The organism is Gimesia chilikensis (assembly GCF_008329715.1).
Classification (GTDB): Bacteria; Planctomycetota; Planctomycetia; order Planctomycetales; family Planctomycetaceae; genus Gimesia; species Gimesia chilikensis.
Genome location: NZ_VTSR01000014.1, coordinates 27,610 through 52,806 on the forward strand (window position 1 = coordinate 27,610; position 25,197 = coordinate 52,806).

The 25,197-nt window shown below is 51.7% G+C and carries 20 protein-coding genes and 1 tRNA gene; 11 read left to right on the forward strand and 10 right to left on the reverse strand.

Going from position 1 to position 25,197, the window contains the following annotated elements; genetic code table 11:
• Positions 1 to 128: 128 nt before the first annotated feature.
• Positions 129 to 1,121 carry a cellulase family glycosylhydrolase gene (locus tag FYZ48_RS18435; protein WP_242022701.1) on the forward strand — a complete coding sequence of 331 codons (993 nt, stop codon included), beginning with the start codon at positions 129 to 131 and terminating at the stop codon, positions 1,119 to 1,121.
• A gap of 33 nt (positions 1,122 to 1,154) precedes the next feature.
• Here FYZ48_RS18435 and FYZ48_RS18440 read toward each other — a convergent pair whose 3' ends face one another.
• Positions 1,155 to 1,895 (reverse strand): rhamnogalacturonan acetylesterase, encoded by a 741-nt coding sequence (locus tag FYZ48_RS18440; protein ID WP_149343029.1) that lies wholly within the window; start codon positions 1,893 to 1,895, stop codon positions 1,155 to 1,157.
• Positions 1,896 to 2,130: 235 nt separating this feature from the next.
• On the opposite strand from FYZ48_RS18440, the gene FYZ48_RS18445 reads away from it, so the two are divergent.
• The 3 genes from FYZ48_RS18445 to FYZ48_RS18455 all read left to right on the forward strand — a co-directional run bounded on the left by FYZ48_RS18445 (position 2,131) and on the right by FYZ48_RS18455 (position 7,968).
• Positions 2,131 to 3,477 (forward strand): hypothetical protein, encoded by a 1,347-nt coding sequence (locus tag FYZ48_RS18445; protein WP_242022702.1) that lies wholly within the window; start codon positions 2,131 to 2,133, stop codon positions 3,475 to 3,477.
• 256 nt (positions 3,478 to 3,733) lie between these two features.
• Positions 3,734 to 4,534 (forward strand): MBL fold metallo-hydrolase, encoded by an 801-nt coding sequence (locus tag FYZ48_RS18450; protein WP_149343031.1) that lies wholly within the window; start codon positions 3,734 to 3,736, stop codon positions 4,532 to 4,534.
• A 527-nt stretch (positions 4,535 to 5,061) separates the two neighbouring features.
• Positions 5,062 to 7,968, forward strand: coding sequence for an efflux RND transporter permease subunit (locus FYZ48_RS18455; protein WP_149343033.1), 2,907 nt, complete (start codon positions 5,062 to 5,064; stop codon positions 7,966 to 7,968).
• A 78-nt stretch (positions 7,969 to 8,046) separates the two neighbouring features.
• Here the strand turns inward: FYZ48_RS18455 and rsmD are convergent, their stop codons facing one another.
• From rsmD to FYZ48_RS18470, 3 genes are all read right to left on the reverse strand, one after another.
• Positions 8,047 to 8,634, reverse strand: a complete 588-nt coding sequence (rsmD, locus tag FYZ48_RS18460; protein ID WP_145036446.1) for a 16S rRNA (guanine(966)-N(2))-methyltransferase RsmD — start codon at positions 8,632 to 8,634, stop codon at positions 8,047 to 8,049.
• A 104-nt stretch (positions 8,635 to 8,738) separates the two neighbouring features.
• Complete coding sequence (locus tag FYZ48_RS18465) at positions 8,739 to 9,302, reverse strand: FHA domain-containing protein (protein WP_149343036.1); 564 nt, start codon at positions 9,300 to 9,302, stop codon at positions 8,739 to 8,741.
• 183 nt (positions 9,303 to 9,485) lie between these two features.
• On the reverse strand, positions 9,486 to 10,049 hold the full coding sequence (locus FYZ48_RS18470) for a response regulator transcription factor (protein WP_145438753.1): 564 nt from the start codon (positions 10,047 to 10,049) through the stop codon (positions 9,486 to 9,488).
• Between the two features lie 425 nt (positions 10,050 to 10,474).
• Here FYZ48_RS18470 and FYZ48_RS18475 point away from each other — a divergent pair, with 425 nt between their 5' ends.
• The 3 genes from FYZ48_RS18475 (at position 10,475) to FYZ48_RS18485 (ending at position 11,793) form a co-directional block, all read left to right on the forward strand.
• Positions 10,475 to 10,801 carry an HU family DNA-binding protein gene (locus tag FYZ48_RS18475; protein WP_145036452.1) on the forward strand — a complete coding sequence of 109 codons (327 nt, stop codon included), beginning with the start codon at positions 10,475 to 10,477 and terminating at the stop codon, positions 10,799 to 10,801.
• Between the two features lie 528 nt (positions 10,802 to 11,329).
• A complete protein-coding gene (gene csrA / locus FYZ48_RS18480) occupies positions 11,330 to 11,542 on the forward strand; it encodes a carbon storage regulator CsrA (RefSeq protein WP_149343038.1) in 213 nt (70 codons plus the stop codon).
• Positions 11,543 to 11,718: 176 nt separating this feature from the next.
• Positions 11,719 to 11,793: transfer RNA gene (locus FYZ48_RS18485), tRNA-Glu, on the forward strand.
• A gap of 17 nt (positions 11,794 to 11,810) precedes the next feature.
• Here the strand turns inward: FYZ48_RS18485 and FYZ48_RS18490 are convergent.
• Complete coding sequence (locus FYZ48_RS18490; RefSeq protein ID WP_149343040.1) at positions 11,811 to 13,046, reverse strand: aminotransferase class V-fold PLP-dependent enzyme; 1,236 nt, start codon at positions 13,044 to 13,046, stop codon at positions 11,811 to 11,813.
• 181 nt (positions 13,047 to 13,227) lie between these two features.
• Between FYZ48_RS18490 and FYZ48_RS18495 the strand changes: the two genes are divergently transcribed.
• Together FYZ48_RS18495 and mutY are read left to right on the forward strand one after the other, a co-directional pair.
• On the forward strand, positions 13,228 to 14,334 hold the full coding sequence (locus FYZ48_RS18495) for a GTP-binding protein (RefSeq protein WP_149343042.1): 1,107 nt from the start codon (positions 13,228 to 13,230) through the stop codon (positions 14,332 to 14,334).
• Between the two features lie 53 nt (positions 14,335 to 14,387).
• Complete coding sequence (mutY, locus tag FYZ48_RS18500) at positions 14,388 to 15,599, forward strand: A/G-specific adenine glycosylase (protein ID WP_149343045.1); 1,212 nt, start codon at positions 14,388 to 14,390, stop codon at positions 15,597 to 15,599.
• Between the two features lie 232 nt (positions 15,600 to 15,831).
• Here the strand turns inward: mutY and FYZ48_RS18505 are convergent, their stop codons facing one another.
• The 3 genes from FYZ48_RS18505 to FYZ48_RS18515 all read right to left on the reverse strand — a co-directional run bounded on the left by FYZ48_RS18505 (position 15,832) and on the right by FYZ48_RS18515 (position 19,295).
• A complete protein-coding gene (locus FYZ48_RS18505; RefSeq protein ID WP_145036462.1) occupies positions 15,832 to 16,314 on the reverse strand; it encodes a division/cell wall cluster transcriptional repressor MraZ in 483 nt (160 codons plus the stop codon).
• Between the two features lie 451 nt (positions 16,315 to 16,765).
• Positions 16,766 to 18,142 carry a Gfo/Idh/MocA family protein gene (locus tag FYZ48_RS18510; RefSeq protein WP_149343047.1) on the reverse strand — a complete coding sequence of 459 codons (1,377 nt, stop codon included), beginning with the start codon at positions 18,140 to 18,142 and terminating at the stop codon, positions 16,766 to 16,768.
• A gap of 322 nt (positions 18,143 to 18,464) precedes the next feature.
• Positions 18,465 to 19,295 carry a DUF1571 domain-containing protein gene (locus FYZ48_RS18515; protein ID WP_145180712.1) on the reverse strand — a complete coding sequence of 277 codons (831 nt, stop codon included), beginning with the start codon at positions 19,293 to 19,295 and terminating at the stop codon, positions 18,465 to 18,467.
• A gap of 708 nt (positions 19,296 to 20,003) precedes the next feature.
• Between FYZ48_RS18515 and FYZ48_RS18520 the strand changes: the two genes are divergently transcribed.
• Entirely contained in the window at positions 20,004 to 20,909 is a 906-nt protein-coding gene (locus FYZ48_RS18520; RefSeq protein ID WP_149343050.1) for a hypothetical protein, read from the forward strand.
• A gap of 101 nt (positions 20,910 to 21,010) precedes the next feature.
• On the opposite strand, the gene FYZ48_RS18525 is transcribed toward FYZ48_RS18520, so the two are convergent.
• Positions 21,011 to 21,418 (reverse strand): hypothetical protein, encoded by a 408-nt coding sequence (locus tag FYZ48_RS18525; RefSeq protein WP_149343052.1) that lies wholly within the window; start codon positions 21,416 to 21,418, stop codon positions 21,011 to 21,013.
• Between the two features lie 506 nt (positions 21,419 to 21,924).
• Between FYZ48_RS18525 and FYZ48_RS18530 the strand changes: the two genes are divergently transcribed.
• On the forward strand, positions 21,925 to 23,208 hold the full coding sequence (locus FYZ48_RS18530) for a nucleoside permease (RefSeq protein ID WP_149343054.1): 1,284 nt from the start codon (positions 21,925 to 21,927) through the stop codon (positions 23,206 to 23,208).
• 97 nt (positions 23,209 to 23,305) lie between these two features.
• Here FYZ48_RS18530 and FYZ48_RS18535 read toward each other — a convergent pair whose 3' ends face one another.
• Positions 23,306 to 24,763: a hypothetical protein gene (locus FYZ48_RS18535; protein ID WP_149343056.1), complete on the reverse strand. Its 1,458-nt coding sequence runs from the start codon at positions 24,761 to 24,763 to the stop codon at positions 23,306 to 23,308.
• Positions 24,764 to 25,197 lie beyond the last annotated feature (434 nt).

Genomic DNA, 25,197 nt, shown 5'->3' on the forward strand with positions numbered 1-25,197 from the left:
ACTCCTGTTTCTGGAGTTGAATTATGTGCATGCGCTCGCTGGCTGTTGTTGTTTGTCTCTTATTCTCTACTTGTCTAGAGGCTGCTGGGCTGGAATGGATTCAGGTCAGCGCGGATGGTAAATCGTTCGTGACCGCAGAGTCTCAGCAACGCTTCGTTCCCTGGGGCTTCAATTACGATCACGATCGGAAAAGCCGCCTGCTGGAAGATTACTGGGACAAAGAGTGGGAGGAGATTGAAGCCGACTTTGCCGAGATGAAAGCGCTCGGGGCGAATGTAGTACGGATTCACATTCAGTTCGGCAAGTTTATGTCGGCCCCCGATCAGCCACGCGAAGCGGCCCTCAAGAAACTGGGTGATCTCGTGAAGCTCGCGGAGCAGACAGGACTCTATCTCGATCTGACTGGCCTGGGCTGTTATCACAAACAGGATGTTCCCGGCTGGTACGATGCACTCAGTGATGAACGCCGCTGGGAAGCTCAGACACATTTCTGGTCAGCAGTCGCGAAGCGGTGTGCGGGGAGTCCGGCCATTTTCTGTTACGATCTGATGAATGAACCCGTGGTGCACGGCGGAAAGAAAAAAGGGACCGACTGGCTGGGACCCGGGTTTGCAGGCAAGCATTTCGTGCAGCGGATTACGCTCAGCCCGGATGAGCGGACGCGTCCGGAGATTGCGGCAGCCTGGATCAAAACGCTCGCGCAAGCAATTCGCGAACAGGATTCAAAGCACCTGATCACGGTCGGCATGGTTCCGTGGAGTCTGGAACGAAAAGGGCTGCAGTCTGGTTTTGTGCCTGAGAAAGTGAGCGCGCATCTGGATTTCATCTGTGTACACCTCTATCCTGAGAAAGGCAAAGTGGACGAGGCGATCGAGACGCTCAAAGGCTTCGATATCGGTAAACCACTGGTGATTGAAGAAACGTTTCCGCTGAAGAGTTCCCCCGAGGAATTTGAACGGTTTATGCTCGAGTCGCGGAAATATGCGGAGGGCTGGATCGGCTTTTATTGGGGTCAGAGCCTGCAGGAATACCAGCAGGGGACCACGATAAGTGATGCCATCATGGCCCGCTGGCTGGAGTTCTTCAAGCAGAATGGTCCCCGATTCAAAGAGACGCAGTGATACCATAAGGTGGCTGAAGCTGCTTCACGGCGATCAGGGAGCCGGCTGCTTGAGGTATGGTTTCAGGCTGGGGACTTTGGCTGGAATCTCTTCCACAACAAGCCGGGCGATCTCTCTCGCGCCTTTCCCTGAGAAATGAGTGCGGTCATCCTTGCTGGGGCTGAAGTATGCACTGCCTGCATTTCCCAACTGGTTGAACAGGGTGACGCTTTTCTGGTGCAGGTCGATGACGGGCACATTTTTTTCTCGACCAACTTTGAGCATGGCTTCGGCGTAAGGACGGAGAATGGTTCTGATCTTTCCGTTTTCAAATACGCGACGTGTCATGGGAGTAACCAGCACCGGCTGCATGCCTGCGGCGCGGGCTTCATCGATATATTTTTTGAGATAGTCCTGATAGGTCGTTGCGGGATCAGTTTCACGATCACCTTTGCCGGGACAGTCGTTGTGGCCGAACTGGATGAAGAGGTAATCCGCTTTTTCTTCGAGTGCATCTTTCCAGCGTCCTTCGCGAATGAAGCTGCTGGAACTGCGACCGGAGAGAGCCCGGTTCAGAATGGTCACATCATCGTTGAAATATTCGCCGAAGACCTGTCCCCAGCCGGTGAGGTCTGGTTTGTCTTTGGGACGTTTATGATAATCTGAGACTGTTGAATCGCCGATCAGCATGATGCGGAGGGCTGGTTCAGCGGCTTCAAGGCTGCTTCTGGTGGAGACCGGAATGTGGATGAGAAAGATCAGGAGCAGTACGACAGGGGATCTGGTGATTTTCATGCTGTTAGTTTTCTAATCGTGTCGCTGTTTTCAGGTAAGAAGGTGCTGTTTTTACTGTTGAATCAGTTTAAAATGAGAAGACCAGTCTGAAAAGTATGTTGACAGGGGATAATTAGTAATTAAAATGGATATCAATATCCGATATTGAGTCCGGATACCTGCCTCAAACCTCAAATCAGAGTTCGGATCATCTGACTCTGGTAACGTCCCGCCCGTTGAAAGAAGTGCTCCACCGATGAACGTGTTCCCGAAGTCGAAGAATCTGTCGCCTCTCAAACTCAGTTTGTGCTGGGTGATCGTCTGCCTGGCTGCCATTGGTCTGGTGGGGACCAGATCCGCATCGGCTCAGGTCAATTTCGAAGAGGCACCGATTAACTATAACCAGGCCACTCCCGCTAATGCGATCTCCCGCTTTCAGAAAAAACTGGATGCAGGCGAGGCCAAACTGACATTTGATCGGAAAGAGGGCCGCGGCTATCTGCCTGCGGTACTGGATGCGTTGAAGATTCCAGTTTCTTCGCAGGTGCTGGTCTTTTCCAAGACCAGTCTGCAGGTCAAACGCATCGATCCTTTATCGCCACGTGCGTTGTATTACAATGACGATCTGTACCTCGGCTTCGTACAGGGGGGCTCCGTGCTGGAGGTTTCGGCGAGCGATCCAGAACTGGGAACCGTTTTTTACACGCTGTCACAGTTCGAAGCATCGCGTCCACAGTTTGTCCGGAAGACGTTTGAATGCACGCAGTGCCATGCCGGTTCCATGACGCAGGGAGTGCCGGGACATATCATGCGGTCGGTCTATCCGGGGCCGGATGGAATGCCTGTGTTCCGTGAGGGAACTTATCGTAGCGACCACAGCAGTCCCTTCGAAGAACGCTGGGGGGGCTGGTACGTCTCAGGAACGCACGGAAAAATGCGTCACATGGGAAACCTGATCTTCCGACAGGGAGATAGTGCGCGGAATCTGAATCGCGATCGTGGAGCGAACGCCGACGACCTGGAACGCTGGTTCGACACCGACCCTTATCTGACGCCTTACAGTGATATTGTCTCGTTGATGGTTCTGGAACATCAGGCCAAGATGCATAACCTGATCACACGGGCGCAGTTTGAAGGCAGGATTACCGATCGGGACTCGCAGGTGATGAACCGCATGTTGGAACGGGAAGCAGCGTTTCAGAGTGACAGCACAAAGCGACGCTACGAGAGCTCCGCAAAACGGCTCGTGGACTACATGCTGTTTGCAGACGAACTGCAGCTGGAAGATCAGATTCAGGGAATCTCTGGTTTCCAGGCTGAGTTTTCCAAAGCAGGCCCGCGAGACAGCCAGGGGCGTTCGTTACGCGACTTTGATCTGAAGCGGCGATTGTTCAAGTATCCCTGCAGCTACCTGATCTACAGCGAGTCGTTCGAAAGCCTGCCTAAACCGGTTCTGGAAGTGGTATATCGTCAGTTGTGGGAAGTGCTGACCGGTAAGAACCAGAGTAAAGAGTACGCGCATCTCAGTGTCGAGGACCGCAGGGCGATTCTGGAGATCCTGATCGAAACCCGGAAGGGGCTTCCTAGGTACTGGAAGCTGTAAATCGGTTCTGCGGCTGTCGATGTGAATCGAAAACGCAGCGGTTTTGTATATGAAATCAGACATATACCCCTACATCTGCTTTGATATTGGTTGTTTCGGTGAATTCCCCCGCTTAGAATGACGGCAGTGCAAAGACTGGATTTACAGGACTTTCTGTCTGCTGGATGTTCAATTTCTGTAACCAGTGCCTGACCGGTCTTTCCGTTCCGAATCTCAAAACAACCGCCGCGCTTAAAACTACGAGGAGCTTACGGGTATGTTGCCCCGACGCGAAGTATTTCCCCACGTGATCGAAATCAATTATCAGGCCAGACAGCGTTTGGGGTGTTGTGTCTATCTGGTATTCAACGACCAGAATGAGTGGTTACTGATCGATATCGGTTACGAAGATACCGTTTCCGAAATCATCGAAATGATCCGGCAGATGGATTTCCCGCTGGCAAACTGCAAATATCTGATTGCCACCCACGCAGATGTCGACCACATTCAGGGGTTGAGTAAAGCGAAAGAACTCCTGCCCAATGCCCAGGTCGTCGCGCATCCCAGTGCAGCCAAACCACTGGAAGAAGGGGATCGGATCAGCACTTATGCCGAGATCAGCGCCCAGGGTATTTCTATCGATATGCCTGCTTGCAAGGTTGATCGGGAAGTCAATGAAGGCGATGTGATTGATCTCGGGGGCGACATTAAACTGGAAGTCTGGCACACCCCCGGGCATACCGACGGACAGCTGGCATTCCGGTTTGGCGATCTGCTGTTTTCCGGGGATAACATCTACCGCGATGGCTGTGTCGGTCACATTGACGCCCACCACGGTTCGGATATTCCCGATTTCATCGCGTCCCTGGAACGGATTCGTGACTGCGATGCGAAATGGCTGCTCCCCAGTCACGGTCCTATTTTCCGCAATAAACGGGAACTGCTGCAATCGACCATTGATCGTCTGAACACATATCTGCACATGGCAGACTTCGGCACCTGTGCGATCGACTGGCCATTACAGGACGAGTGGGACGAAGAACTGCTCAAAGGCTTTGACCCGGAAACAGCCGAATAACAGTCTGATTTTCGGTGCTTTTGTATGACCTTGTGTTCACATGGGGCGCCCTGCGCGCTGTGAATATCAGGGACGCCAGCGCTCTCTTGAAGCTGTATTTTTCCACTTTTTAAGGGAGAAGCGGCTCCCAGAGGGCAAATTCCTGCTGCTATAATCGTCAAAACTGCTATCATGCGCAGGATCTTTACGATAATCACAGATGTTGCCTGTGCTGCGACAAGTTTAACCAGACGCGGCGACGAAAAATACCGACATGCGTTGACCGGAACAACGCAATTCAAATCAAGCAGCGGAAGCGGGCATTTCTATTTTTTATGCATTCGAGATTGATTCATTTAGCGAAACCGTGACAATTCATGAGATCTGGTTTGAGCATTTTCCTGTTTTTCAGAGAAGAAAGCTCAAGTCCGACTCAGTTGTTGAGATATTTTGGATCAAACCGTTTTCAATATGAATTTCGCAGTTCCCTGATTTTCGAACGCGAGTTCATGTTATTGATAAAGCCTACTCGGCTAATGGATTAAGTAATGGCTTCGTTTTTTGAAAAACGCGATCCATGGGGACACAGTCTATCTTTGTGGGTTGTGGTTCTGATGATCTTCGTCACTCCGGTGCTGTTCGGAGTGTTGCGGGAGATCCGCCAGGAAAACAACGTTGAGAACTGGCTTCCCCCCGATGATCCACAATCGAAAGTTCTGCAGTGGCATCGTGACAGCTTCGGTATTGAAGATCGCGTGCTGGTCTCCTGGGATGGCAGCTCACTGACGGACTTGCGCGCCGATCGTCTGAAGCTGTCACTGCTGGGGCAGAAAGATGCCAAAGGCGTTCGTCGGGGTGGTTCACCCTACATTCTGGACGTCGCAACTCCCCAGGATGCGATTCAGAAGATGGTGGATTACCACATCGACCCTGATGAAGCAGAGCGTCGCCTGAAGGGGGTTCTGATCGGGACCGGGATGCTTAAGGTGCGTTTGAGCCCCGCCGGTAAAAAAAGACGAGAACAGACGATTCAGGAACTGATAGCAACCACCAAACGCGAACTGGGCATCGATCTGACTGTCAAACCCGCTTTCACTCCCTGGGTTGAAATGGTTGATGAGACGGAAGAAGGCAGCGTAACTGATGCACCGGTGGAAGAGCCTGACGAAGATCAGGTCGATTTCAAGGCGCTGGTCGAGGCGATCCCCGAACACGATTTTCAGTTAATCTGGCCGCGGATGCAGGCTCATTCAAAACAGGCCGACCAGATCAAAGAAATCGCTCTGTCTTTAAGGCGTCCCGAGATCCTGGCGGGGGCTTCGACTGCTGCGGACCAGGAAGCGAAAAGCGATCAGCCAGGTGAAGAACCTAAGCTTATCGAGGACTGTTTTTTCGCGATAGGTACTCCCATCGCAGTGGCGATTTCACTCTCCGATACAGGCGATGCCGACCATGCCTCGGCAGTTGCAGCCATTAAAACCGCTGCCGTTGACGCAGGTATTCCAGAAGAAAACCTCCACATGGGGGGACGCCCGGTTGCGGGGGCTGCTCTGAACCGGATGGTAAAAGAGTCCTCCTGGAACACGGCGTATCCTCTGTGGCAGTTCCATAAACGCTCGGTGACGCTGTTCTCCGGACTGATCGGAATTGCCCTGGCATTCCTGATGCTGCGGAGTGTGCGCCTGGCCTGCCTGGTGCTGCTGGTCTCCTATTACACGACTTTTGTGGCAGTTTCCATCATTCCCATGACGGGCGGCACGATGAATATGGTGCTGGTCGTTATGCCGACACTATTGACCGTACTAACGCTGTCCGGGTCGATTCACGTTGCGAATTACTGGAAGCACGCCGCCCATGTAGATATGAAAACCGCTGTCGTCAAAGCGGTAGAGATGGCACGGGCTCCCTGTATGATGGCAAGTCTGACAACAGCCATTGGTCTGGCTTCATTGCTGACCAGCCCGCTATCACCAGTTCGCGATTTTGGCCTCTACGCTTCGATCGGCTGTGTGGTTTCCCTGCTGATGGTGCTCTACGGTCTGCCATCGTTACTCCAGTTATGGCCGGCTAAGCCGCCGAAAGCTTCCGAGATCGATACCCGACACTGGCAGGCATTCGGGCGGGGGTTATCACGGCATCAGTGGCTGGTGTCATTCACCTGCCTGGCGATTTTTGTTGCCGCCTGTTACGGGTTCAAATGGTTCCGGACCGAGACCAAAGTGATCCGGTATTTCCCCGACTCTTCCCGTGTGATTCAGGACTACCTGTTCCTGGAAGAGAATCTGTCGGGTATCACCCCCGTCGATACCGTGATCTGTTTCGATGAAAAAGCACAGGAAGATCTGAACTTTGAAGAACGTGTCGAACTGGTTCGAAACATCGAACGGAAGATCGCCGAGCATCCCGAGATCAGCGGTACGATCTCGCTGGCTGATTTTCGTCCCGTCTCTGAACCGCTGCCCAAAGATGCGAGTACCTTCCAGAAGCTGCGTCATGCCAAACGAGTGAACGAGACCGAACGCCGCGTTCGCGAGAGCCTGAAAAAGGAAAAATCAGGCGAAGTAAACCTGGAAGGGGATACCGTAAAATCATTTCTGAATATTGCCGACCACACTGCGGATCTGGAGCAGGAAACCGCAAACGGCGCACGAATGGTCGACATTCAGAAGGGCGACGAAATGTGGCGGATCACTGCACAGGTTGCCATTATGACCGATCTCAACTATGCGGATCTAACAAATGAATTGAACCAGGTAACGCAGTCTGTCTTACGCGATCATGCCGGGACGACGCATCTGGTAACCGGAACGATTCCCCTGTTTCTGCGCACCCAGCAGGCTGTATTGGAGAGCTTGATCAAAAGCTTTGGGCTGGCCTTCGCTGTCATCGCCGTGGTGATGATGGTGCTGCTGCGGAGTCCAACAGCAGGTCTGATTACGATGTTACCGAACCTGATGCCCATTGGTGTGATTTTCGGGCTGTTGTCCTGGATGCACGTGGCTGTGGATATTGGAACGATGATTACCGCATCCGTCGCACTGGGGATCGCTGTGGACGGCACTCTGCATCTGCTGACCTGGTTCAAAATCGGAATCGAAGAAGGCAAATCCAAGAGTGAAGCGGTGGCTGCAGCTTTGGGGCACTGTGGCCCTGCGATGTGGCAGACCAGTGCCGTGGTGGCGATCAGCCTGGCGATGCTCTATCCGGCAGAATTGCTGCTCGTTAGTCGCTTCGGCATCCTCATGTGTGCGTTGATCACCGCAGCACTGCTGGCCGACATCATCTTCCTGCCCGCACTGCTGGCTGGCCCCTTGGGAACACTGATTGTGAACTCTCAGAAACGAGAGCAGAAAGCGACTGAGAAACATCCGCTGTTGCAGGAAGGGAAAGAGTCAAAGCCCCATCTGTCGCATGTGGTCAAACGGGCGCAGTCTGAACAGTCTTTTGAGACGTAAGTCTCTGTTCAGAATGACTTTGCAATGATCACCGTGTCGTCGGGGCAGGGCCTTGCAGATCGCTATTTGGGGCAGGAGCTACGCCGATGGTTCCTGCTTTTTCAGGAAGTAGATATCCATGCTCGACTTCTGCAGCAGGTCGTATTGCTGCCATTCCGGAGGTGCCTCGAACTCAGCGTCGCGGGGCGTGCGGAGTAGCAGACGACAGTCGGGGCTGGAAACGTTGTCGCGGGCCAGTCGCTGCATTGATTCATACAGCCGGGAGCCGGGCTTGAGATCATCGATCATTTTGTAAGGGGGATCGAAGAAGATCAGGTCGAAGGGGACGAAGTCTGGCACATTTTTGGGACGGAACGACGAGAGCAGGGCGTTGGTCTTCCAGCAGAGGGAGTCTGCTTCAACGCCGACGTGCGCCACATTCTGTTTCAGCAGCTCGTGAGCCTTCCGGTCCTGTTCGATGAACACGGCGCTGGTCGCGCCGCGACTGAGTGCTTCCAGTCCCAGCGATCCGGTTCCGGCGTAAATATCCGCCACTCGCTTGTCTTTGACTGAATCTCCGAGCCATTCGAAAAGGACTTCCTTGACGAAATCGGTAATGGGACGGGTGGTCTGACCGGGGTTAGCCTGTAATTTACGTCGACGATATTTGCCAGCAATGATACGCACGGTAATGACATTTCAATAAATCGAGCGTGAATCTAGTGATTCACACGAAACACAACAAAATACGATGCCGCGATTGTATAACGGAGACGCGGCAAAGAGAAGGATCACTGCTTTTCCTGCTTCTGCCGGGCCACTTTTGCCCAGTGCTGCCGAATGATTTCGGCCGCTTCTTCGGCAATCGAGTGAAACTCCTTCTTTGCCTTTGGAACAGGTGCTTCCGGCTGAGGTAGCTGTGATGTTGAGATAATGGTGGTATCGCCAATCGATTCGCCAGGTTCCCCTTCCGGAGTTTCTTCAGAAAGCCAGGTGGAAATGTCATCATCGGACAGGGGAGCCGCCTGGTCGGGACTGAGGTTAGCAGGCTTCGAAATGGCTTTCCGGGCGCCGGCCAGCTCAAGCAGCATTGGTCCGACGCGCAATTGATCTCCCGGTTGCAGCGGGGTCTCTGTCTGAATTACCCGGTCGTTGACATAGGTGCCATTACGACTCTTCAGATCAACGACGTAGAGTGTGCCTTCCCGTATCGAAAACTGACAATGCTTTCGGCTGACATCTGGATCGGGGATGCGAATTTCGCATTCGGGGTCGCGTCCAAGTGTGACCTCTCTTGGAGGGAGTTTGAGCGTTTTCCCCTGGTATTTACCTGTTTTTATGATGAATTTGGGCATGTCTGGCGGGCCTTACATCAGGAAGATGTGATTCGTGCTGTGAACAATGATGGTCGATTTCAACAGACTTTAAAGTGGCAGGCTGGTTTGAATAACTTCGTATCGCACTGGTTCGTACGGCACAGAAATGAAGAGACTGGATCAGGTCATGTTTTCCTCGTTGTTTGGTTTTTCAGAAGTGGATCAATCATGCAGTGGGACAATTAAAGCGTCGTTACAGGCGGGGCAGGTCATCGTGCGGCCCCGGTGTTTGCTGCGGACTTTCAATTTCTTGCCGCAGCCACAGGAAAACTGTATGCGTTCTTCCTGCTGTTCTCGATGATCGGTGAGGTGTCCTTCTTCCCAGGCGTCGTCTGCGATTTCCCGGATCAGTTCCAGGAGTTCGTCGGGATCAAAGGGTTTGAGCAGGTACCCGTTCGCACCAACGCGTGCAGCCAGTTCACGGGACTCTGGTAAATCGATGGCTGTCAGAATCAGAATCGGGACTTCGCTTTCCCGCTGCTTCATATGCTCGCAGATTTCAAACCCGCTCTCCTGGGGCATGATCAGGTCCAGGATGACAAAATCAGGTTTGTGCATTGAGAAAGATGAATGAGCCTGGCCACCATCTTTAGCCAGGGTGACATGATAGTGATGTTCTTCCAGTAGAGTTTTGATGAAGAACGCCGTATCCGGATCGTCTTCAACGACCAGGATATGATTGACAATCGAAGAGGTCATGTCCAAGCGCGGTTCGTGTGTTGCCATAGTAGTGGAGACTCCTTAATTCAGTGTCCCCGATTCCGTCGGGCCTGCTTTGTGAATGGAACTATACGGCGGTAATTTTTTTCGCGATAACGGTCCTGTTAAAAAGTGGTGTGTGAATTCACTCTCATTCGTCAATAGTAGTGTGGGTTGAATCTGGATCTTCTGGTGAGAAATACCAGGAATTTATTATCTCACAGCGTCTGAAAAATGACACAGGAAAAGTTTTTTTTTCGGCGTAAATAACAAAAACTCCTGAAAAACAGGGGCAAACACATTGACTTTTGGATTTACAAATACTTTACTTACGCTTGGTTCTAGGGGAAAACAACGTTTTTTGCCTGACCACAACACGGATATGACAACACACTATGACGAGGTGGTAGTCCACTTCTTTCATTTTCATTTACCAGTATCAGGAGTTCACAATGGCAGCAAAGGCTACGAAAGATAAGCCACTTACCAAAACAGAGATCCTCAATGCACTAGCTGAAGGTTCTGGACTCACTAAGAAAGAAGTTACCGCTGTTCTTGATGAATTAAGCACACTGATTGCCAAGAACCTTGGCAAGCGTGGTCCTGGTGTCTTCAACGTACCTGGTCTGCTGAAGATTCAGGTTCAGCGTAAGCCGGCTACCAAAGCCACCACCCGTCCCAATCCATTCAAGCCTGGCGAAATGATGCAGGTTGCTGCAAAGCCTGCTCGCAACGTCGTCAAGGTTCGACCTCTCAAAGCACTCAAAGAGATGGTCTAGTCTCCTGCGTCTGATTGCAGGATGAACGAATTCATTCCGATGCAGCTTCTCTTCGTAGAAGCTGCATCAAATTTGAATTCGGGTAGTAGTTTCCTCTACTCGCTTTGAACTGAACCGCCTGTCGTTGCTCTGGAATACCTCATCAGGTTTTCTCGAGAAAAAGCCCGATTCAGGTCAAAAACTCAAAAAAAGCAAAATTTCTTCGAAATTAAAGCGTTTTTTGTAAAGTCTTTCCGATTACCGTCGGAAGGGGAAACTCTTGCTGTAAGTGTATTTTATAGTACATGTTGCGCCTGCAGTGTAACGCCTCATTTTCTCTACTGCCTCTTTTGAAGGGCTCACATCGGACGGCCTGTGCGCTCATCCCGCGCGCCAGCCTCTTGACGGTATAAATGTGGGCATGTAAAATCTCAACGTTAATTGATCTCAGTGCGACTACTGATGGATCGTTGTAGTGTCCCTTTATTTCGCGGCACACTACGTCAGGATTTACGTAGGATGATCAGTCATCCTGAGAGAGAAGATGGCATGTTAGTTTTATCTCGCAAGAAAAATGAAAAGATCGTAATCGATGAAAACATCGTGATTACGATTGTTGAAATTCGCGGCGACAAAGTGCGTCTGGGGATTGAAGCGCCCCGCGAAGTACCCATTCATCGTAGCGAAGTTTACGAAGCAATTCAGAACGAACAGAATTCGGCTTCAGGATCTGAGAATGATCCTTCCGAGTTACTGCAATAATTCTGCTGTGCATCTATGAATACTAGAAGGCCGCTTCACAGCGGCTTTTTTTAGCGACTGATTTCAGCCCGATTCCATCCAACTGGCGTATTCCCGTTTTTTTTCAGAGAACCTGAATTCTATTAACGCCGTCCGCTTGACTTATCCGATGGAAAGCTTAGATTACTAATCTCGTCGGCCCCATCGTCTAGTTAGGCCCAGGACATCGGGTTTTCATCCCGAAAACAGGGGTTCAAATCCCCTTGGGGTCAGATTTGAAAAACAGCGATCATTCGAAAGAATGGTCGCTGTTTTTTTTGCGCACTGCCTCTTGGATCTCCGGGGTGGTTTGTTGTCTGATTTCGGCTGCATGGATCTGAATCCGTCGAACCGCTTCTGCGATATGCGTCATGGTCTCTGCTTCAGAGAGCAGGATGGGATGGTGTAGAACTACCATTTGTTGATCGCAGTCAGAAGCGACAGAGAGTTCGTCGGCCTGCAGGTAGCGTCGACGGCTGTGGATCGCGTGCAGAGCCCTGAAGCCTGGAAACAGGGCAATTCCCTCGGCCTGCATTGCGAGGCAGAACAGCTCGCGTGGGAGGCCCTCAAATCGCTCTGAGTCATACCAGAGCCCCAGCTTGTAATATCCTGGCTGTGAAGCATGCGCAGAATTGAGCCTGTGGTTCTCAAAGCTGGTCAGTCCTGAGTCGCTGCCCAGCTTTCTGATGAGGTGTGTCACGTTATCCTGGCGTAACTGATTTTGTGAGGGCAGCTGGTCCAACTGAGGAATTAAGAGGCCGGCCTGCAGTTCAGAGAGCGGATAGGCGTCATTGCCCCGATAGGAATAGAGTCGGATCCGTTGGGCGATCTGTGGTGAGGAAGTCATTACAGCTCCCCCTCGCCCTGCGGTCAATAATTTACTGCCTCCGAAACTGAGAGTCCCAATCTCGCCCCAGCTACCCGCTGTGCGGCCATCAATCATTGCTCCCGGGACTTGGCAGGCATCTTCAATCACAGGGATGCCTCGGGCAGCAGCGATCGCTGTCAGAGACTGCATGGGGACTAATCCGCCATGCAGGTGTGAGACCAGGATGCAGCGTGTGGCAGGTGTGATCGCCTGTTCTACCAGTTCGATATCGAGGTTGCCGTTGCAGCGATCGACGTCGACCAGCATTGGTGTCGCGTCTACCGTCAGGATATTTTTGAAATTCCCTTCAAAGTCATAAGCGGCGAGAATGACTTCATCTCCCGGCCCGACATTCAGCCCTCGTAACGCGAGTTCGATGGCGACAGTACCACTGGAGCAGAGCAGGGCCTCCTCTTTTTGATGAAGCTCACACAGGCGCTGCTGCAGTTCTTTCGTCCAGGGGCCATGGTATTTCCCCCAGAGGCCTGTCTTCTGGGCCTCCTGTAATACCTGGGTGGTGGCTGCGCTCGGGAAAGGCCAGGCTGGTGGACCTGCAGGCAGACAGGGAATGCCGCCGAGGATCGCCGGTTTTTCGCTGAAGGGGCTGTTCACGAGCATGGTTCTAGACTCTAATATTTAAACAGGAAGACGCAAAACGTGAATAACATACTGTTATACTTAAGAACGTTAGAGTATGATGATTTCAATCTTCGGTACTCTGATTCATATATCAGGTTACCAGGTTGAATCAGAAATTCGTCTGAAATCCAGCATACTCGTATTGGCAGGTGAAACCAAGATGTCACATCAAATCAAATTTATCATGGTGGGTGGGTTCTTAGGAGCAGGAAAAACCACCACGCTCGGACGGCTGGCAAAACATTACACGGATCAGGGATTGAATGTCGGTGTGGTTACCAATGATCAGGCGGCAGATCTGGTTGATACGAACTCACTGCGCTCCCAGGGGCTGAATGTCGGAGAAGTCGCAGGTGCCTGTTTCTGCTGTCATTTTAATTCGCTGATGGACACTATCGGCGAACTTGGTTCACAACAGAAGCCTGACGTAATTCTGGCTGAGCCGGTCGGCAGTTGCACCGACCTGGTGGCCACTGTGATTCAGCCCATCAAGCAGTTGTACGATGCCGATTTCAAAATCCAACCTTATGCCGTGCTGATGAAACCCAGCCATGGTCTGAAAATTCTGAAAAACGAGCAGGGTTCCGGATTCTCACCGAAGGCGGCGTATATTCTGAAGAAGCAACTGGAAGAGGCAGATCTGATTCTCATCAATCGGATCGATGAATTATCTGAAGAAGCCGTGGAAGAACTGACAACGCTGGTCAATGAACAGTTTCCCGGAACACCTGTCCTGCGGACATCCGCTCTTACGGGGGCGGGCTTTGAAGGATTGATCGAATTTCTGGAACAGGAAGGCGATTTCGGCGGTAAAATTCTGGACATTGATTATGATATCTATGCGGAAGGTGAAGCAGAGCTGGGCTGGTTGAACAGCAGCGTGCATGTTTCAGCTGAGACGGAGTTCTCCCTGGATCAGCTGTTGCTGGATGTGATCAGTCAGCTGCAGGCTTCATTCCGCGAACAGGGGGTAGAGACCGCTCACCTGAAAGTGATCGGTTTGTGGGAAGGATTTTTTGGTGTCTCGAACCTGGTCAGTAACGACAGTGAACCAAAGCTGTCGCTGGCATCCGACTGCACGGTCAAGGAAGTCGATCTGATTGTCAACGCCCGCGTGGCCTGCGATCCAGACGCGTTGACCGAGCAGGTCATGAAGGTCCTGGAGCAGTGTGCCGGGGCTTTGAATGCGAAGCTGGAGTTCAATCAGACTCAGAGTTTCCGCCCAGGTCGACCGGTGCCCACCCATCGGTATGCAACGCCCAAGTAATTCCTGCAGGTTCCGGACGGGGCCGGCAGGGTCGGCTTCAGTTCGGGGATGTGATGTCTGAGTTAAGTGATCTGTTTGACGCTGGTCGACGGCAGCGGTTTCGACGTGGACTGCAGGCCTGGTATACGGTCCATCAGCGGGATCTTCCCTGGCGGGGTATTGACGATCCCTACAAAGTCTGGATCAGCGAGATCATGTTGCAGCAGACCGTGGTTGCTGCGGTGATCCCCTATTTCGAAAAGTTTATGGATCGCTTTCCCGATGTGCAGACTCTGGCTGCTGCTGAAGAGGGTGAAGTGCTGCAGTACTGGGAGGGGCTGGGTTACTACAGTCGCGCTCGGAACATTCACAAAGCGGCCCGGGTGATTACGGAGGATCGCGACGGCGCCTTTCCGCGAGACGTCGGTGGTCTGCAGGCGTTACCCGGAATCGGCAGATATACCGCTGGAGCCATCTGTTCGTTCGCCTATGATCAGCGGGCACCGATTGTAGAGGCGAATACACTCCGCCTGTATTCGCGATTAATCGGGCTGGAGTTGGATCCCCGCTCAAAATCCGGACAGGAGCAGTTGTGGGAATTCGCAGAGTTGATTCTACCTCGTAAAGCACCGGGAGCGTTTAACCAGGCGTTGATGGATTTGGGGAGTCTGATCTGTACGCCACAGAATCCACAGTGTGCTGAGTGTCCGGTAAGTGCCTGTTGTGAAGCGTTTCTCACGCAGCGACAGCAGCAGATTCCTGTTCCTAAAGCGCGGCCGGTGATTACTCCTCTGACGGATGCTTCGATCGCAGTTTTCGACGGACAGAACGTTCTGATTCGACAGCGGGCAGCAGGCGAACGCTGGGCGGGGCTCTGGGATTTTCCCAGATTCACTCTGGAAGAACTGAATGGTACTCCGCATCCGGCTGCCCCCCGAAAGAAATCATCCCGGGAGCAGTTGCTGTTCAATCAGGAAATGGAAGCGGGTAACAACATCGCGGAAATTCCGGAGGGGTTGAACGCGTCTGTGATTCCTCAGTTGGAGGCGTATGTGCGCGAGCACTCAGGCGTGGCAGCTTCGATTCGTCAATTCGCTCAGGAGATCCGTCACAGTGTGACGCGATACAAGATTCGGCTGTTGTGTTTTATCGCCGAGGTCGAAGCGGACGAAGCTCTGGAGTCATCCGAATATCGGTGGGTGCCTGTGAGTGAATTGGGTGAATATCCCCTGTCGGTCACGGGGCGAAAGTTTGCACAGCTGCTGGCCGGACAGGTGGGGAGCTGATCGCATCGGTTTGGGTCGGCGCGTAAAAAATCCCCATTCTCAAAATTGCCTGAGATTGAGAATGGGGAAAACGCATTTGACTCAAGAGAAGAAAGCGGCATCCGTGCCAAAAAAGCCTTCCATGGAAATAGACTTTAGGTTTACCGGATGTGATGGGGGTACTGAATGAGTCGCTCCCTCTCCCGTAGTCAAAGACGCTGAAGGTCTATATGTATCGTAGATCGATTGTGGATTAACCAGAGAGCTCTTTGAAGAGTGTGCCGAATTCAGGCATGTCCTGTTCGAGCAGATTTTGCCAGGCCGAGAGATTCCAGATTTCAACGCAGATCACTGCGCCAACAATCATGACCTCCTGGTTGGGTTGGACTCCCAGAAACTCGCGAAATCCTTCCGGAATTGTGCAGCGAGAACGATTGGCCAACTGAATCGTGCGGTTCCGGGTCGACAGCAGTCGCCCCAGACGTTGCACTTCATCCCAGCGGTTCTCCAGGCGATGAGCCTGAATCTTCTGTTTGATCAGGTCAACTCCCTGATCATGTCTGGATTGCCAGTCGGAGGCTTTCCAGAGGCTGAGGCAGCCAGCACGCTCTTTGGTGAGCATCGTTTCCCCAGATTCGTCAGTCACGGCTTGAGCCATATCAGCAGGGAGCGAAATCCGAAAACGGTCGTCGACCGTCCGTTTGATCTCTCCTGTGATAAAAGTTTCACCGCTCATAGTCAGCCTGACGAAACAGGGGTGATTAAACCCGATTTGCAGCAATCTTGAATGATTTCAACATTGTACTGGGCGGATAACCCACAATCAACTAGTTATCAAAGATCAATTGGGCAGGAAACCCACTAAGAACTGAATTTACCGTTCGCAATTCAAAAAGGCAATCACTGATTGTCTGATTCTCCTGATTTTGTCAATTTTTCTGTCTGACGCTGATATGAGTGTTTTTCCCGCTCTGAGAATTATTGGGTGAAGTGTAACGCTTGTAAGCGAGGTGGGCCTGTGCAGGCTGAATGAGAAGGGAAGTCGATACGACAGTGGATGGAAGCGTGTTGAGTGTGTATTGCGGAACTTTAGCATGACTTGAAATAAAAAAAGCGACCTCCGAAATCAATTCGGAGGTCGCCTGTTGATCATTCACTTGAGAGACGACTGTAGCCGTCGGTGAATCTTAATACTCACGGTGCTTCAGGATACCCGGCAGTGGAACGGGATACGATCCGTCGGCACGAGCAATCACTGGTGCGGGCGAGTCCATGGTCAGTTTATCTACATCGGGAGCGAACTCCTGTTTGCAGTTCAACATTTCATCGTAGGTAACGATCTGCCCTGTGTGGGCTGCCATACGACCCATGGCGGTAACCAGGCTGGCTTCTGCACCACGCTGAACTTCGTTGTAAGGTTGATCCTCACGAATGGCGGTAATCAGATCGTCCCATTCGATCTGATACGGGTTCGGCTCAGGCTGTGGGAATTCCCAGAGAAGATTATCTCTGTCCTCGTTGTAGCCTTTGTAGATCCGGGGTTTAGCCGGGTGGTGCGCCGAGGTTGAGATGACTGCCAGTCCCTTGGTGCCGTGAGCAAAACTGGCAAACTTCTGGCGACAGCCGGGAATCGTACGACCACGCAGGAAGAGTTTGGTTCCATCGGCGAACGTGTATTCGACGCTGTAATTGTCGAAGTTCTGGTCGACGTTATCGCCCCGGTAATGGCGTCCCCCTGATCCATCGGCTTGAACCGGCCACGCATCTTTCATCCAGCAGCTTTCGTCGATGTTGTGGATCAGGAAGTCACTGTATCCACCACCGCTGGCCCAGAGGAAACCATGGAAGCGGGAGATCTGATACAGGAGTTCGCTTTTCATGTCAGGCGGCTGGGGGCCGGTGGCAGCAGAACCGGTGAGACCTGCCATACGATAGGCCCGCAGTTCGAGGACATCGCCAATCTGACCATCTTTGATACGATCGTAAAGTTCCTGGCGTGCTTTACAGTGCCGGCACATCAGACCGACGCCAACCTTGAGGTTCTTCTCAACAGACTTTTTGCCAAGCTCAAGCATCTTGCGGGTACTGGGACCGTCGACTGTGATCGGTTTTTCCATGAAGACGTTGATGCCTTTTTCGATGGCGTAACCGAAGTGTACCCAGCGGAAAGCGGGAGGGGTGACGAGCAGAACCACATCCCCCGGGCCGAGACAGCTGATTGCTTTTTCGTAGCCATCAAAGCCGATGAATTTCTGGCTGTCGGGAACATCGACTTTGTCGCCGTGGATTTTCTTCAGGCTGTTGTAGCTGGTATTGAGGCGATGGTCGAAGACGTCTGCCATCGCGACGAGTTTAATGGGGCCGCTGGTGGTGGAGAGCGCGTTGGAGGCAGCTCCGGTACCACGTCCGCCACAGCCAACCAGGGCGATTTTAATCGTGTTATCTTCGGCAGCATGTACGTGCGGAATAGACGTGCCTGCCAGCACAGAAGCCCCTGCAGCAAGTCGACTGGAATTCTTTAAAAATTCGCGACGTGATGAGATGTCCTTGGGCGCTTCACTCATGTTGGGCTCCTTAGTTGTAGCTAATGAAGTTGAAAACAGATGAAAGGTTTATCTGACCGGCCGATTGAAAAAGGAAAGCAGAGAATCAATCGAATGACCGTTTAGTGGAAAGCGGAATTCAATCAGATAAAAATACGTATGATGATATCTGATTATATCAATGCGAAAGAGGCAGTTGCAACTTGTTCGTAAAGAATGTGAAGAGTTGCGAAGCAGGGTTTTGCGGAGAGGAAGTGATAAAAAAAGCCGAAGACTCGAGACGAGTCTTCGGCGGGTGATTACTAAGTGATCTTAATTTAAGTGGAGTCGAATCACAGGCAGATTAGAAGTTGTAATTCGGGTTCTGCGGATCGAAGTCAGCATCGGTCAGACCAACGTTAGTGCGGATGTTGGAGTAGGTGTATTCTTCCACCAGTTCCGGTTTCGCATTGCGACGTGTCGGCCAGTCATACTGTTCGACGCGTACGGGCAGGTTGGTTGCTTTGTCGATGTAGAGTCGAGTCATCTGGAAGCGGATTCCCTGACGCTGTTGCGGGTAGCTGGTCTGCAGAACTTTACACTGCATGTTGCCCAGTTTGGCATCCGGGAAATATTTGACAGCAACGCCAGCATCCTGTTTCCGTTCTTCATTCCACTGTTTCAAAATCTGGTACAGCATTTTGCGAATGCCGATGGTTGTGATCGGGTAGCGGCTTTCATCCATGGCCTGTGGGCTGTTAGGCTGCAGAGAGACGGTACCGACCAGACCTTTAATGCCAGTCTCGTGTGCGAGGATCTGGTTTCCATTGCGACCATGGAAGTAGATTACTTCACGTCCTTCATGAGGATTGAGGAAGTTCAGATAGACACTGAGTGGTTTTTCACGAAACTTAATCTGCATCGTGTGAGTAGGCTGCATTCTGCGTCCTACTTTTTCACGTTTGATGAAGGTCCCCTGAAAGTCTTTGATGTCAGCCGTTGTTTCGTAGCTCTGCATTGCCAGGCGGATAGCCGGATCCAGAGCATGGCCTGAACTGGGGGTTTCAGCGTGCAGGTTATTGACCTGAGTGAGGCTGGCGGTCAGTGCGAGAGCAAGAACTCCAGTGAACGCAGCCACTTTCCCCATCTGGCGACCCAGAACGATGCGCGTTTGGTAAGCGAATTGTTTTACCATTGAATTTCGTGACTCCCTTTGTCGAAATCCACTTGTTTTGGACTGATTCCGAATGAGCACATTTGGCGGAGGAACGGTCTCAAAACCAGTAAGAAATATATAGATCACTCTGCAGTACGGAAACGTCTGACTGAGTTTCCCTCATATGAAATGATACGGTGTTTAGATTCGATGTCGAGTAGAGATTTGAGCATTCAAAACCCTCTCGGCACTGTATCAATAATCGAACCGATGCACAGACCGTAATAAATCAGATCACGTGTTCTCTTGGTTTTTTGATAAATTGTCAAGACAGATTCTTTAGATTGACTCGTCGCCATCTAAGTTTGTGAACTTTATATTCTGCCTGGAGTTGACGGGCTTCCCATTTTAACATGAGGCGAGGGGTGTGAAGATACATGATTCTTTGAAGATTTGCCGAATTCAACAGATTTTCAGAAACTTCAATTGTTGGAATTAAGGCGATTCTGTATGATTCGCGACCTTGAAACTGACCGGAAACATTTCAAAAAATGCCGATCTGCCTCAGGAATTCAGAAGCCAGTCTAACAACCGGGCCCCACAGCAAAGGCGAATTTCTAACCAGATCAATTGTGGTTAACCAGGAAGGTTTCTGTTAACCAGACACATTGAGAACAAGGAGTGTTCCCATTGTTCCGATCGGATCTGATCCGATAGCGTGATTGCGAACATGGAGGAGAAACGCAAATGCGCTCCAAAACGAATGACTTTTTTTCGACGATTCTAGTGTTAATCCCATTGGTGGCTGTACCGATGCTGGCCATCTTCGGGATTCCGGAAATCGCTCCTGTCAAAAAGTCTGCTCTCAATGAAAAAGACCTCTTTAACCAGGAAGATTCTACGCAATCTCCCTTTGAGGAAATCTCTTTCGACTCTTCTTCCCACGAAATCGATCTGGGTGGCGAAGGTAGTTTGAATGGTGCCGCTGGCAATGGTCAGTCCGCACAGAATCCGTTTGGTAACACAGCCTCCCAGTCTCCCAGGCGAAGTCGACGCGATGACGAGTGGCTGCCACCTGCGGGTGCGTTGGATGGCTGGGAACTGGAACCATCTGCACAAAAACGCGAGCCCGGTCAGGAAATGGCAGGGTTGAACCCTCCGGCTGAGTTTCCTGTTGAAGCACAGATGCAGGACAACCGGGAACCGAATCCAATACAACAGGCCGGCTTTGATGGTCAGTCTGAGTTCGCACCTGGTGTTGAGAATGCACTGGGGCAGGAACTTCAGCAGTTTGAAAGCCAGGCGAATACTGCCAATCCATTTGACACACCGCAGCAGCCATCCGCCATTCAGCAGGCTGCAGCCCAGGAACCAGTACGCGAAGTAGATCCCCAGTTCCGGCAGCGAGCCGAACTGATGCTCAGACGGGATCCCGCAACCTGGAGTGCCGCAGTTCAGAAGTTGAATGAACTGGGCATTCGCGATTATCGCCTTGAACCTGGTGTCCGCCCTGACGAATTTCTCTTCAGCTGTTCCTATTCACCACCCCAGAATCCGCGGATTTCCAGAAGGTTCGAAGCAGAAGCACTCGATCCTTTGAAAGCCGTGATCAAAGTATTGCAGCAGGTGGATGAGTGGAACCGTCAGCAGTAAGCTGACACCGAAACGGAAATCAAAAACAGGCCCGCTCTGAAATCGAATCAGAGCGGGCCTGTTGCATTATAGGGTTAGCAGGAACTTATGAAGCTGACAGATCAGGCTTCGTTTTTCTTCTGCTGTTGTTTCCGCTTTCTGGCTTCCATTTTTTTGCGAAGCTCTTTGGATGAGGGTGGCGCTTTGCGTTTCAACTCACGTTTTTTCTCGACAGCGCGATTGGCTTTTTCAACCTGGCCACACAGATCAGCCAGTGACTTCTCGACGTCCTGCTGCCGATAGGATGATCCAGCAGTCCAGGCACGGCAACTGGTGTGCCCCTGGACTTCATAGCTCTGATCCAGGCTGCGAATCGCGTGGCTGAATTCAACCAGTTCATCATTAATGGCGGTGGAAGCAGCGCTCAGGCCGACAGTGGCACCGATGACTCCGACCGTTCCCAGCATGACCAGCTCGGCTGACATGACCAGACCGGCTTCATCGCGCCAGAAGTTCGTTAACAGTTTCATGATAGACCTCTCAGAAAGTGGTGACAGTTTCTTGAGAGTGAGGTGAGAGTGAGTTCCGCCTGTTCCGATTGTAGTGATTATTCGGATTAAAGGGATTGTATCGGTTTTTCTGCTAATGTAAATATGGGTAATATAAAAAGTGTAAATAAGTGTGTTTCTTTTGTATGTAAATGTTGTAAGTCCATATTTAGCAGTCTGATATGGAAAATGCCCTGCTGATTTGTAAAGGATGACGTCGCCGAGGGAGCTGATCAGGCAGCAAATTTGATTGCTTCGTGTCAGGTGCAGTTCAGCGAGAGTAAAGTCTGACTTAGCTGGTTTTAAGCGACTGATTGAACCCCGGGATACGTTTCAGTAAGAGCACAGCAGAGATGCATTCAGGAGAAATTCCCGGGACTGAATCCCTTTATACTTGCCTGTTAAGGTCATTCGGGACATGATCGTACCGATCAAAGATCCGACAAATACGGTATTTAGCAACAGAGCAGGAGAAGGGTTTAACGAGTATGTCCTCACAACAATCGCCACTCAGCATTGGTATTCGTCTCTCAATTATGATGTTCCTGGAGTTCTTCGTCTGGGGAGCCTGGTATGTAACCGTTGGTAACTACATGGGAGCCAACGGAATGGGGGATGCGATTTACTGGGCTTACACTGTGGGGCCGATCGCGGCGATCGTCTCACCTTTTATCCTGGGTATGGTGGCAGACCGCTTCTTCTCTTCCGAACGCGTCCTGGCCGTGCTGATGGTCATCGGTGGTGCGGCACTCTATTATGCACCACATGTAGTAGGACCTGATGGGGAAGGGAGCAAAACATTCATCCTGTTACTGCTGTTACACATGTTGTGTTACATGCCGACCCTGGGGCTGACCAATACGATTGCTTTTTCGCATCTCAAGAATCAGGAAGTCTGGTTCCCGCTGGTCCGTGTTTTCGGAACCCTGGGCTGGATTGTCGCTAACGTTGTGGTCAGTAAATTCATGCAAGCTGACATGACTCCCCAACCACTGTTCGTGGCTGGTGGAGCTGCAGTGCTGATGGGAATTTACAGTCTGACCCTGCCACACACTCCGCCGCCTTCGAAAGGCAAAGAAATTTCAATTCGGGATATTCTCGGACTGGATTCGCTGGCACTGCTGAAAGATCGATCTTTTCTGGTCTTCATGGTCAGCTCACTGCTGATCTGTATTCCCCTGGCAGCCTATTACGCTTACGCACCGGTGTTTGTCGCCGATGCCGGAATTGCGAACCCAGCATTTAAGATGTCCTTCGGTCAGATGTCCGAAGTGTTGTTCATGGTGCTGATGCCCTTCTTCTTCAAATCCCTGGGAGTGAAACGCATGCTGCTGTTCGGCATGTTCGCCTGGGTTGTCCGTTACGGCCTGTTTGCTGCTGGAGCAACTGATGGTGTTGTCTGGATGATTGTCATCGGGATTCTGCTGCACGGTATCTGTTACGACTTCTTCTTCGTCACAGGGCAGATCTATGTCGATCAGAAAGCGGGACCCTCAATTCGTGCTCAGGCTCAGGGCTTTCTGGTCTTCGCGACCCAGGGAGTTGGGATGTTGCTGGGGGCACTGATCAGCGGAAACCTGATCAATACGATTGTGACCGGCGAAGGAGCAGCCAAACTGCAGAACTGGAAAGAGTTCTGGATCATTCCGACCGTAGCAGCGCTGGTGATTATGGTCCTGTTCTTCCTGTTGTTTAAGGATTCTCCACAGGCACCTCAAGAAGTCAGCGAAGAAGATGTCGCGAAGGCCGCTGGTGCCGAAGAGATGGTCTAAGCTGCTGACTCGATCTCAATCTGAAATGGAAAACGCCCGCTGGCTCAGAGCTCCAGCGGGCGTTTTTGTTTGTCAGTAAGCTAACTTTAGGGGGAGACTACCGTCCGGGAACCGGTGCTGCCTGCAGGCGAACAGGAGTCATCGATTCGACAAGGATGTATTCCCCGCGTAAATCATTTCGGAACCAGCGTTTGCCTGTCACGCCGATGGCCCGACCCTGGGCGGCGTCCAGATTGATCTGCGGAGAGACCGGCTGCAGATAGGCCAGAAAGCGTCCGTCCGGGGCAACCAGAGCATGTGTCGGCATCCCACGGCTGATATTGGTAAGACGTCGTACGATCCCCGCTCCTGAGAACTGAGGTTGAGCAGGCTGAGAAGGCTGCTGCATCTGAGGCTGGGGAACAGTTGGCGTTGGTGCACTCGGTTGTGGCAGTGGTGGAGCCGGCTGGCTCGGGATGACTGGTTGAGTGGGAGCAGCAGGCTGCCCGGGAATCATGGAATCAGCAGGAGCAGGTTCGGGAGTGGGGGGGAGCAGTCCGTTCTCTCCCACGGGAACTTCCGGCGAAGGATAGCGATTTGTTTTGTTCTGGTCCGGAGCCATCGAGACCAGTTCTGCATCCCGCTTGCTGGTTTCTTCTGCCAGCTTCAGGAAGTCCTTGTACTCTTCTTTGACTTTGCGATAGCGATTGACGGCGTCAATGCGGAGATCGATCTTACTGGCGATAGCCGGAAGTTTGATTTCCTGTTGCAGAGTTTTGTAGTCCTGCTCCAGGCCATCCAGATCCCAGCTCGTCGGTTCGGCTTCAATCATCGCCCGGAACTGAGTGTCGATGGTTTTGATTGCGTCCTTGGCGGCAGCGATTTCGTCAACTTGAGGAACACTCCGCCGGGCAGAGCCATCGGTGGGAGTTTGAATCTGTTCCCGATTCGGGGCAGCTGGCGTCTTAATCTCGGGCATACCCTGGCTGAAGGGATCAGCGTCATTCTGAGCGATCGGCGAATCAATCATTGCCGGGGCACTCTTACCGGGCTGATACTCGTCTGTGGGGAGTAAGAGGTGTCCTTCAACCCAGCGCCATTCGCCAACGGGAGGTTTGATGCGATACATCAGCACATTGCCAAATTCCGTCTGAACATTTTTGCTGTCCAGAATGGTGATTTCATCATTTTTTGAGAGTCGGATCTGCTCGACTTCCCGCGATTCATCAAAGGCACTTCCCACCCGGACGACGACGCCGTTTTCTGTCACACGTCCCCGATTACCGTTGAGTTTCTGTACATGTTCTGCACGAACCCAGCTGAAACTGCCCTGGGGAGGGGCGATCATGAACCATCCACCCGGATCGTGGCGGTGTACGGTGACGCGGTTGCCCCGTTTGAGTTTGAGCGTCGGGTAATAGCGACGTCCGTTGCCGCTGCGAACCAGGGCTTCGTCTGCGTTGACGACCGCTTCGTAGGGAAAGGTCCGTTTTTTCGCAAAAACATCGTCAGCCAGGCTGAGAAACAGCCCTGTCATTAATATAGGTGTCAGGATCCAGCGGTCTAACGGACACATGGAATAAGCCTCCGTGCTGACTTTTTTACAGCCCATTTGAAAGGTATAAGGTGAGTTGTCGCGAGTGTTTGAGGACAACCAGAATTGTTTGGGAAATACGAATCGGGGGCGATTCATATCGGGGAAAGGTTGAATTTGAGAATTGAAAGAGGTGCGTGTGATAATTCAAACGCCATTTCAAGGCAAGACCAAAAACCGAGTGACTGGAACTGCGCAGGGACCTGCGACGAAAAACCCGATATCGGTTTGTAAATTGAGCGTGAAAGCGGATTTTTTCGTATTGACCTGATTTTAAAACTATGCAAAATTACCGTTCTCTCGATGCGGGCAGTCGGAAAAATATGAGATGTTTTCCACTGAACGCGATAGTTAAACTTACATTTCCATGATGTACGGGTTCCGTGAAGGTCTCCTGAAAACGTGAGACGGAATCG

What these genes read in the sequence shown, in the direction of transcription:
- FYZ48_RS18470 (WP_145438753.1), bottom strand. Translation starts at nt 10,049, where the DNA reads ATGGCAACACACGAACCGCGCTTGGACATGACCTCTTCGATTGTCAAT.
- FYZ48_RS18455 (WP_149343033.1), top strand. Translation starts at nt 5,062, where the DNA reads ATGGCTTCGTTTTTTGAAAAACGCGATCCATGGGGACACAGTCTATCT.
- FYZ48_RS18495 (WP_149343042.1), top strand. Translation starts at nt 13,228, where the DNA reads ATGTCACATCAAATCAAATTTATCATGGTGGGTGGGTTCTTAGGAGCA.
- FYZ48_RS18440 (WP_149343029.1), bottom strand. Translation starts at nt 1,895, where the DNA reads ATGAAAATCACCAGATCCCCTGTCGTACTGCTCCTGATCTTTCTCATC.
- FYZ48_RS18525 (WP_149343052.1), bottom strand. Translation starts at nt 21,418, where the DNA reads ATGAAACTGTTAACGAACTTCTGGCGCGATGAAGCCGGTCTGGTCATG.
- FYZ48_RS18535 (WP_149343056.1), bottom strand. Translation starts at nt 24,763, where the DNA reads ATGTGTCCGTTAGACCGCTGGATCCTGACACCTATATTAATGACAGGG.
- FYZ48_RS18515 (WP_145180712.1), bottom strand. Translation starts at nt 19,295, where the DNA reads ATGGTAAAACAATTCGCTTACCAAACGCGCATCGTTCTGGGTCGCCAG.
- FYZ48_RS18445 (WP_242022702.1), top strand. Translation starts at nt 2,131, where the DNA reads ATGAACGTGTTCCCGAAGTCGAAGAATCTGTCGCCTCTCAAACTCAGT.
- csrA (WP_149343038.1), top strand. Translation starts at nt 11,330, where the DNA reads ATGTTAGTTTTATCTCGCAAGAAAAATGAAAAGATCGTAATCGATGAA.
- FYZ48_RS18450 (WP_149343031.1), top strand. Translation starts at nt 3,734, where the DNA reads ATGTTGCCCCGACGCGAAGTATTTCCCCACGTGATCGAAATCAATTAT.
- FYZ48_RS18505 (WP_145036462.1), bottom strand. Translation starts at nt 16,314, where the DNA reads ATGAGCGGTGAAACTTTTATCACAGGAGAGATCAAACGGACGGTCGAC.
- FYZ48_RS18465 (WP_149343036.1), bottom strand. Translation starts at nt 9,302, where the DNA reads ATGCCCAAATTCATCATAAAAACAGGTAAATACCAGGGGAAAACGCTC.
- FYZ48_RS18490 (WP_149343040.1), bottom strand. Translation starts at nt 13,046, where the DNA reads ATGCTCGTGAACAGCCCCTTCAGCGAAAAACCGGCGATCCTCGGCGGC.
- FYZ48_RS18520 (WP_149343050.1), top strand. Translation starts at nt 20,004, where the DNA reads ATGCGCTCCAAAACGAATGACTTTTTTTCGACGATTCTAGTGTTAATC.
- FYZ48_RS18475 (WP_145036452.1), top strand. Translation starts at nt 10,475, where the DNA reads ATGGCAGCAAAGGCTACGAAAGATAAGCCACTTACCAAAACAGAGATC.
- FYZ48_RS18530 (WP_149343054.1), top strand. Translation starts at nt 21,925, where the DNA reads ATGTCCTCACAACAATCGCCACTCAGCATTGGTATTCGTCTCTCAATT.
- mutY (WP_149343045.1), top strand. Translation starts at nt 14,388, where the DNA reads ATGTCTGAGTTAAGTGATCTGTTTGACGCTGGTCGACGGCAGCGGTTT.
- FYZ48_RS18510 (WP_149343047.1), bottom strand. Translation starts at nt 18,142, where the DNA reads ATGAGTGAAGCGCCCAAGGACATCTCATCACGTCGCGAATTTTTAAAG.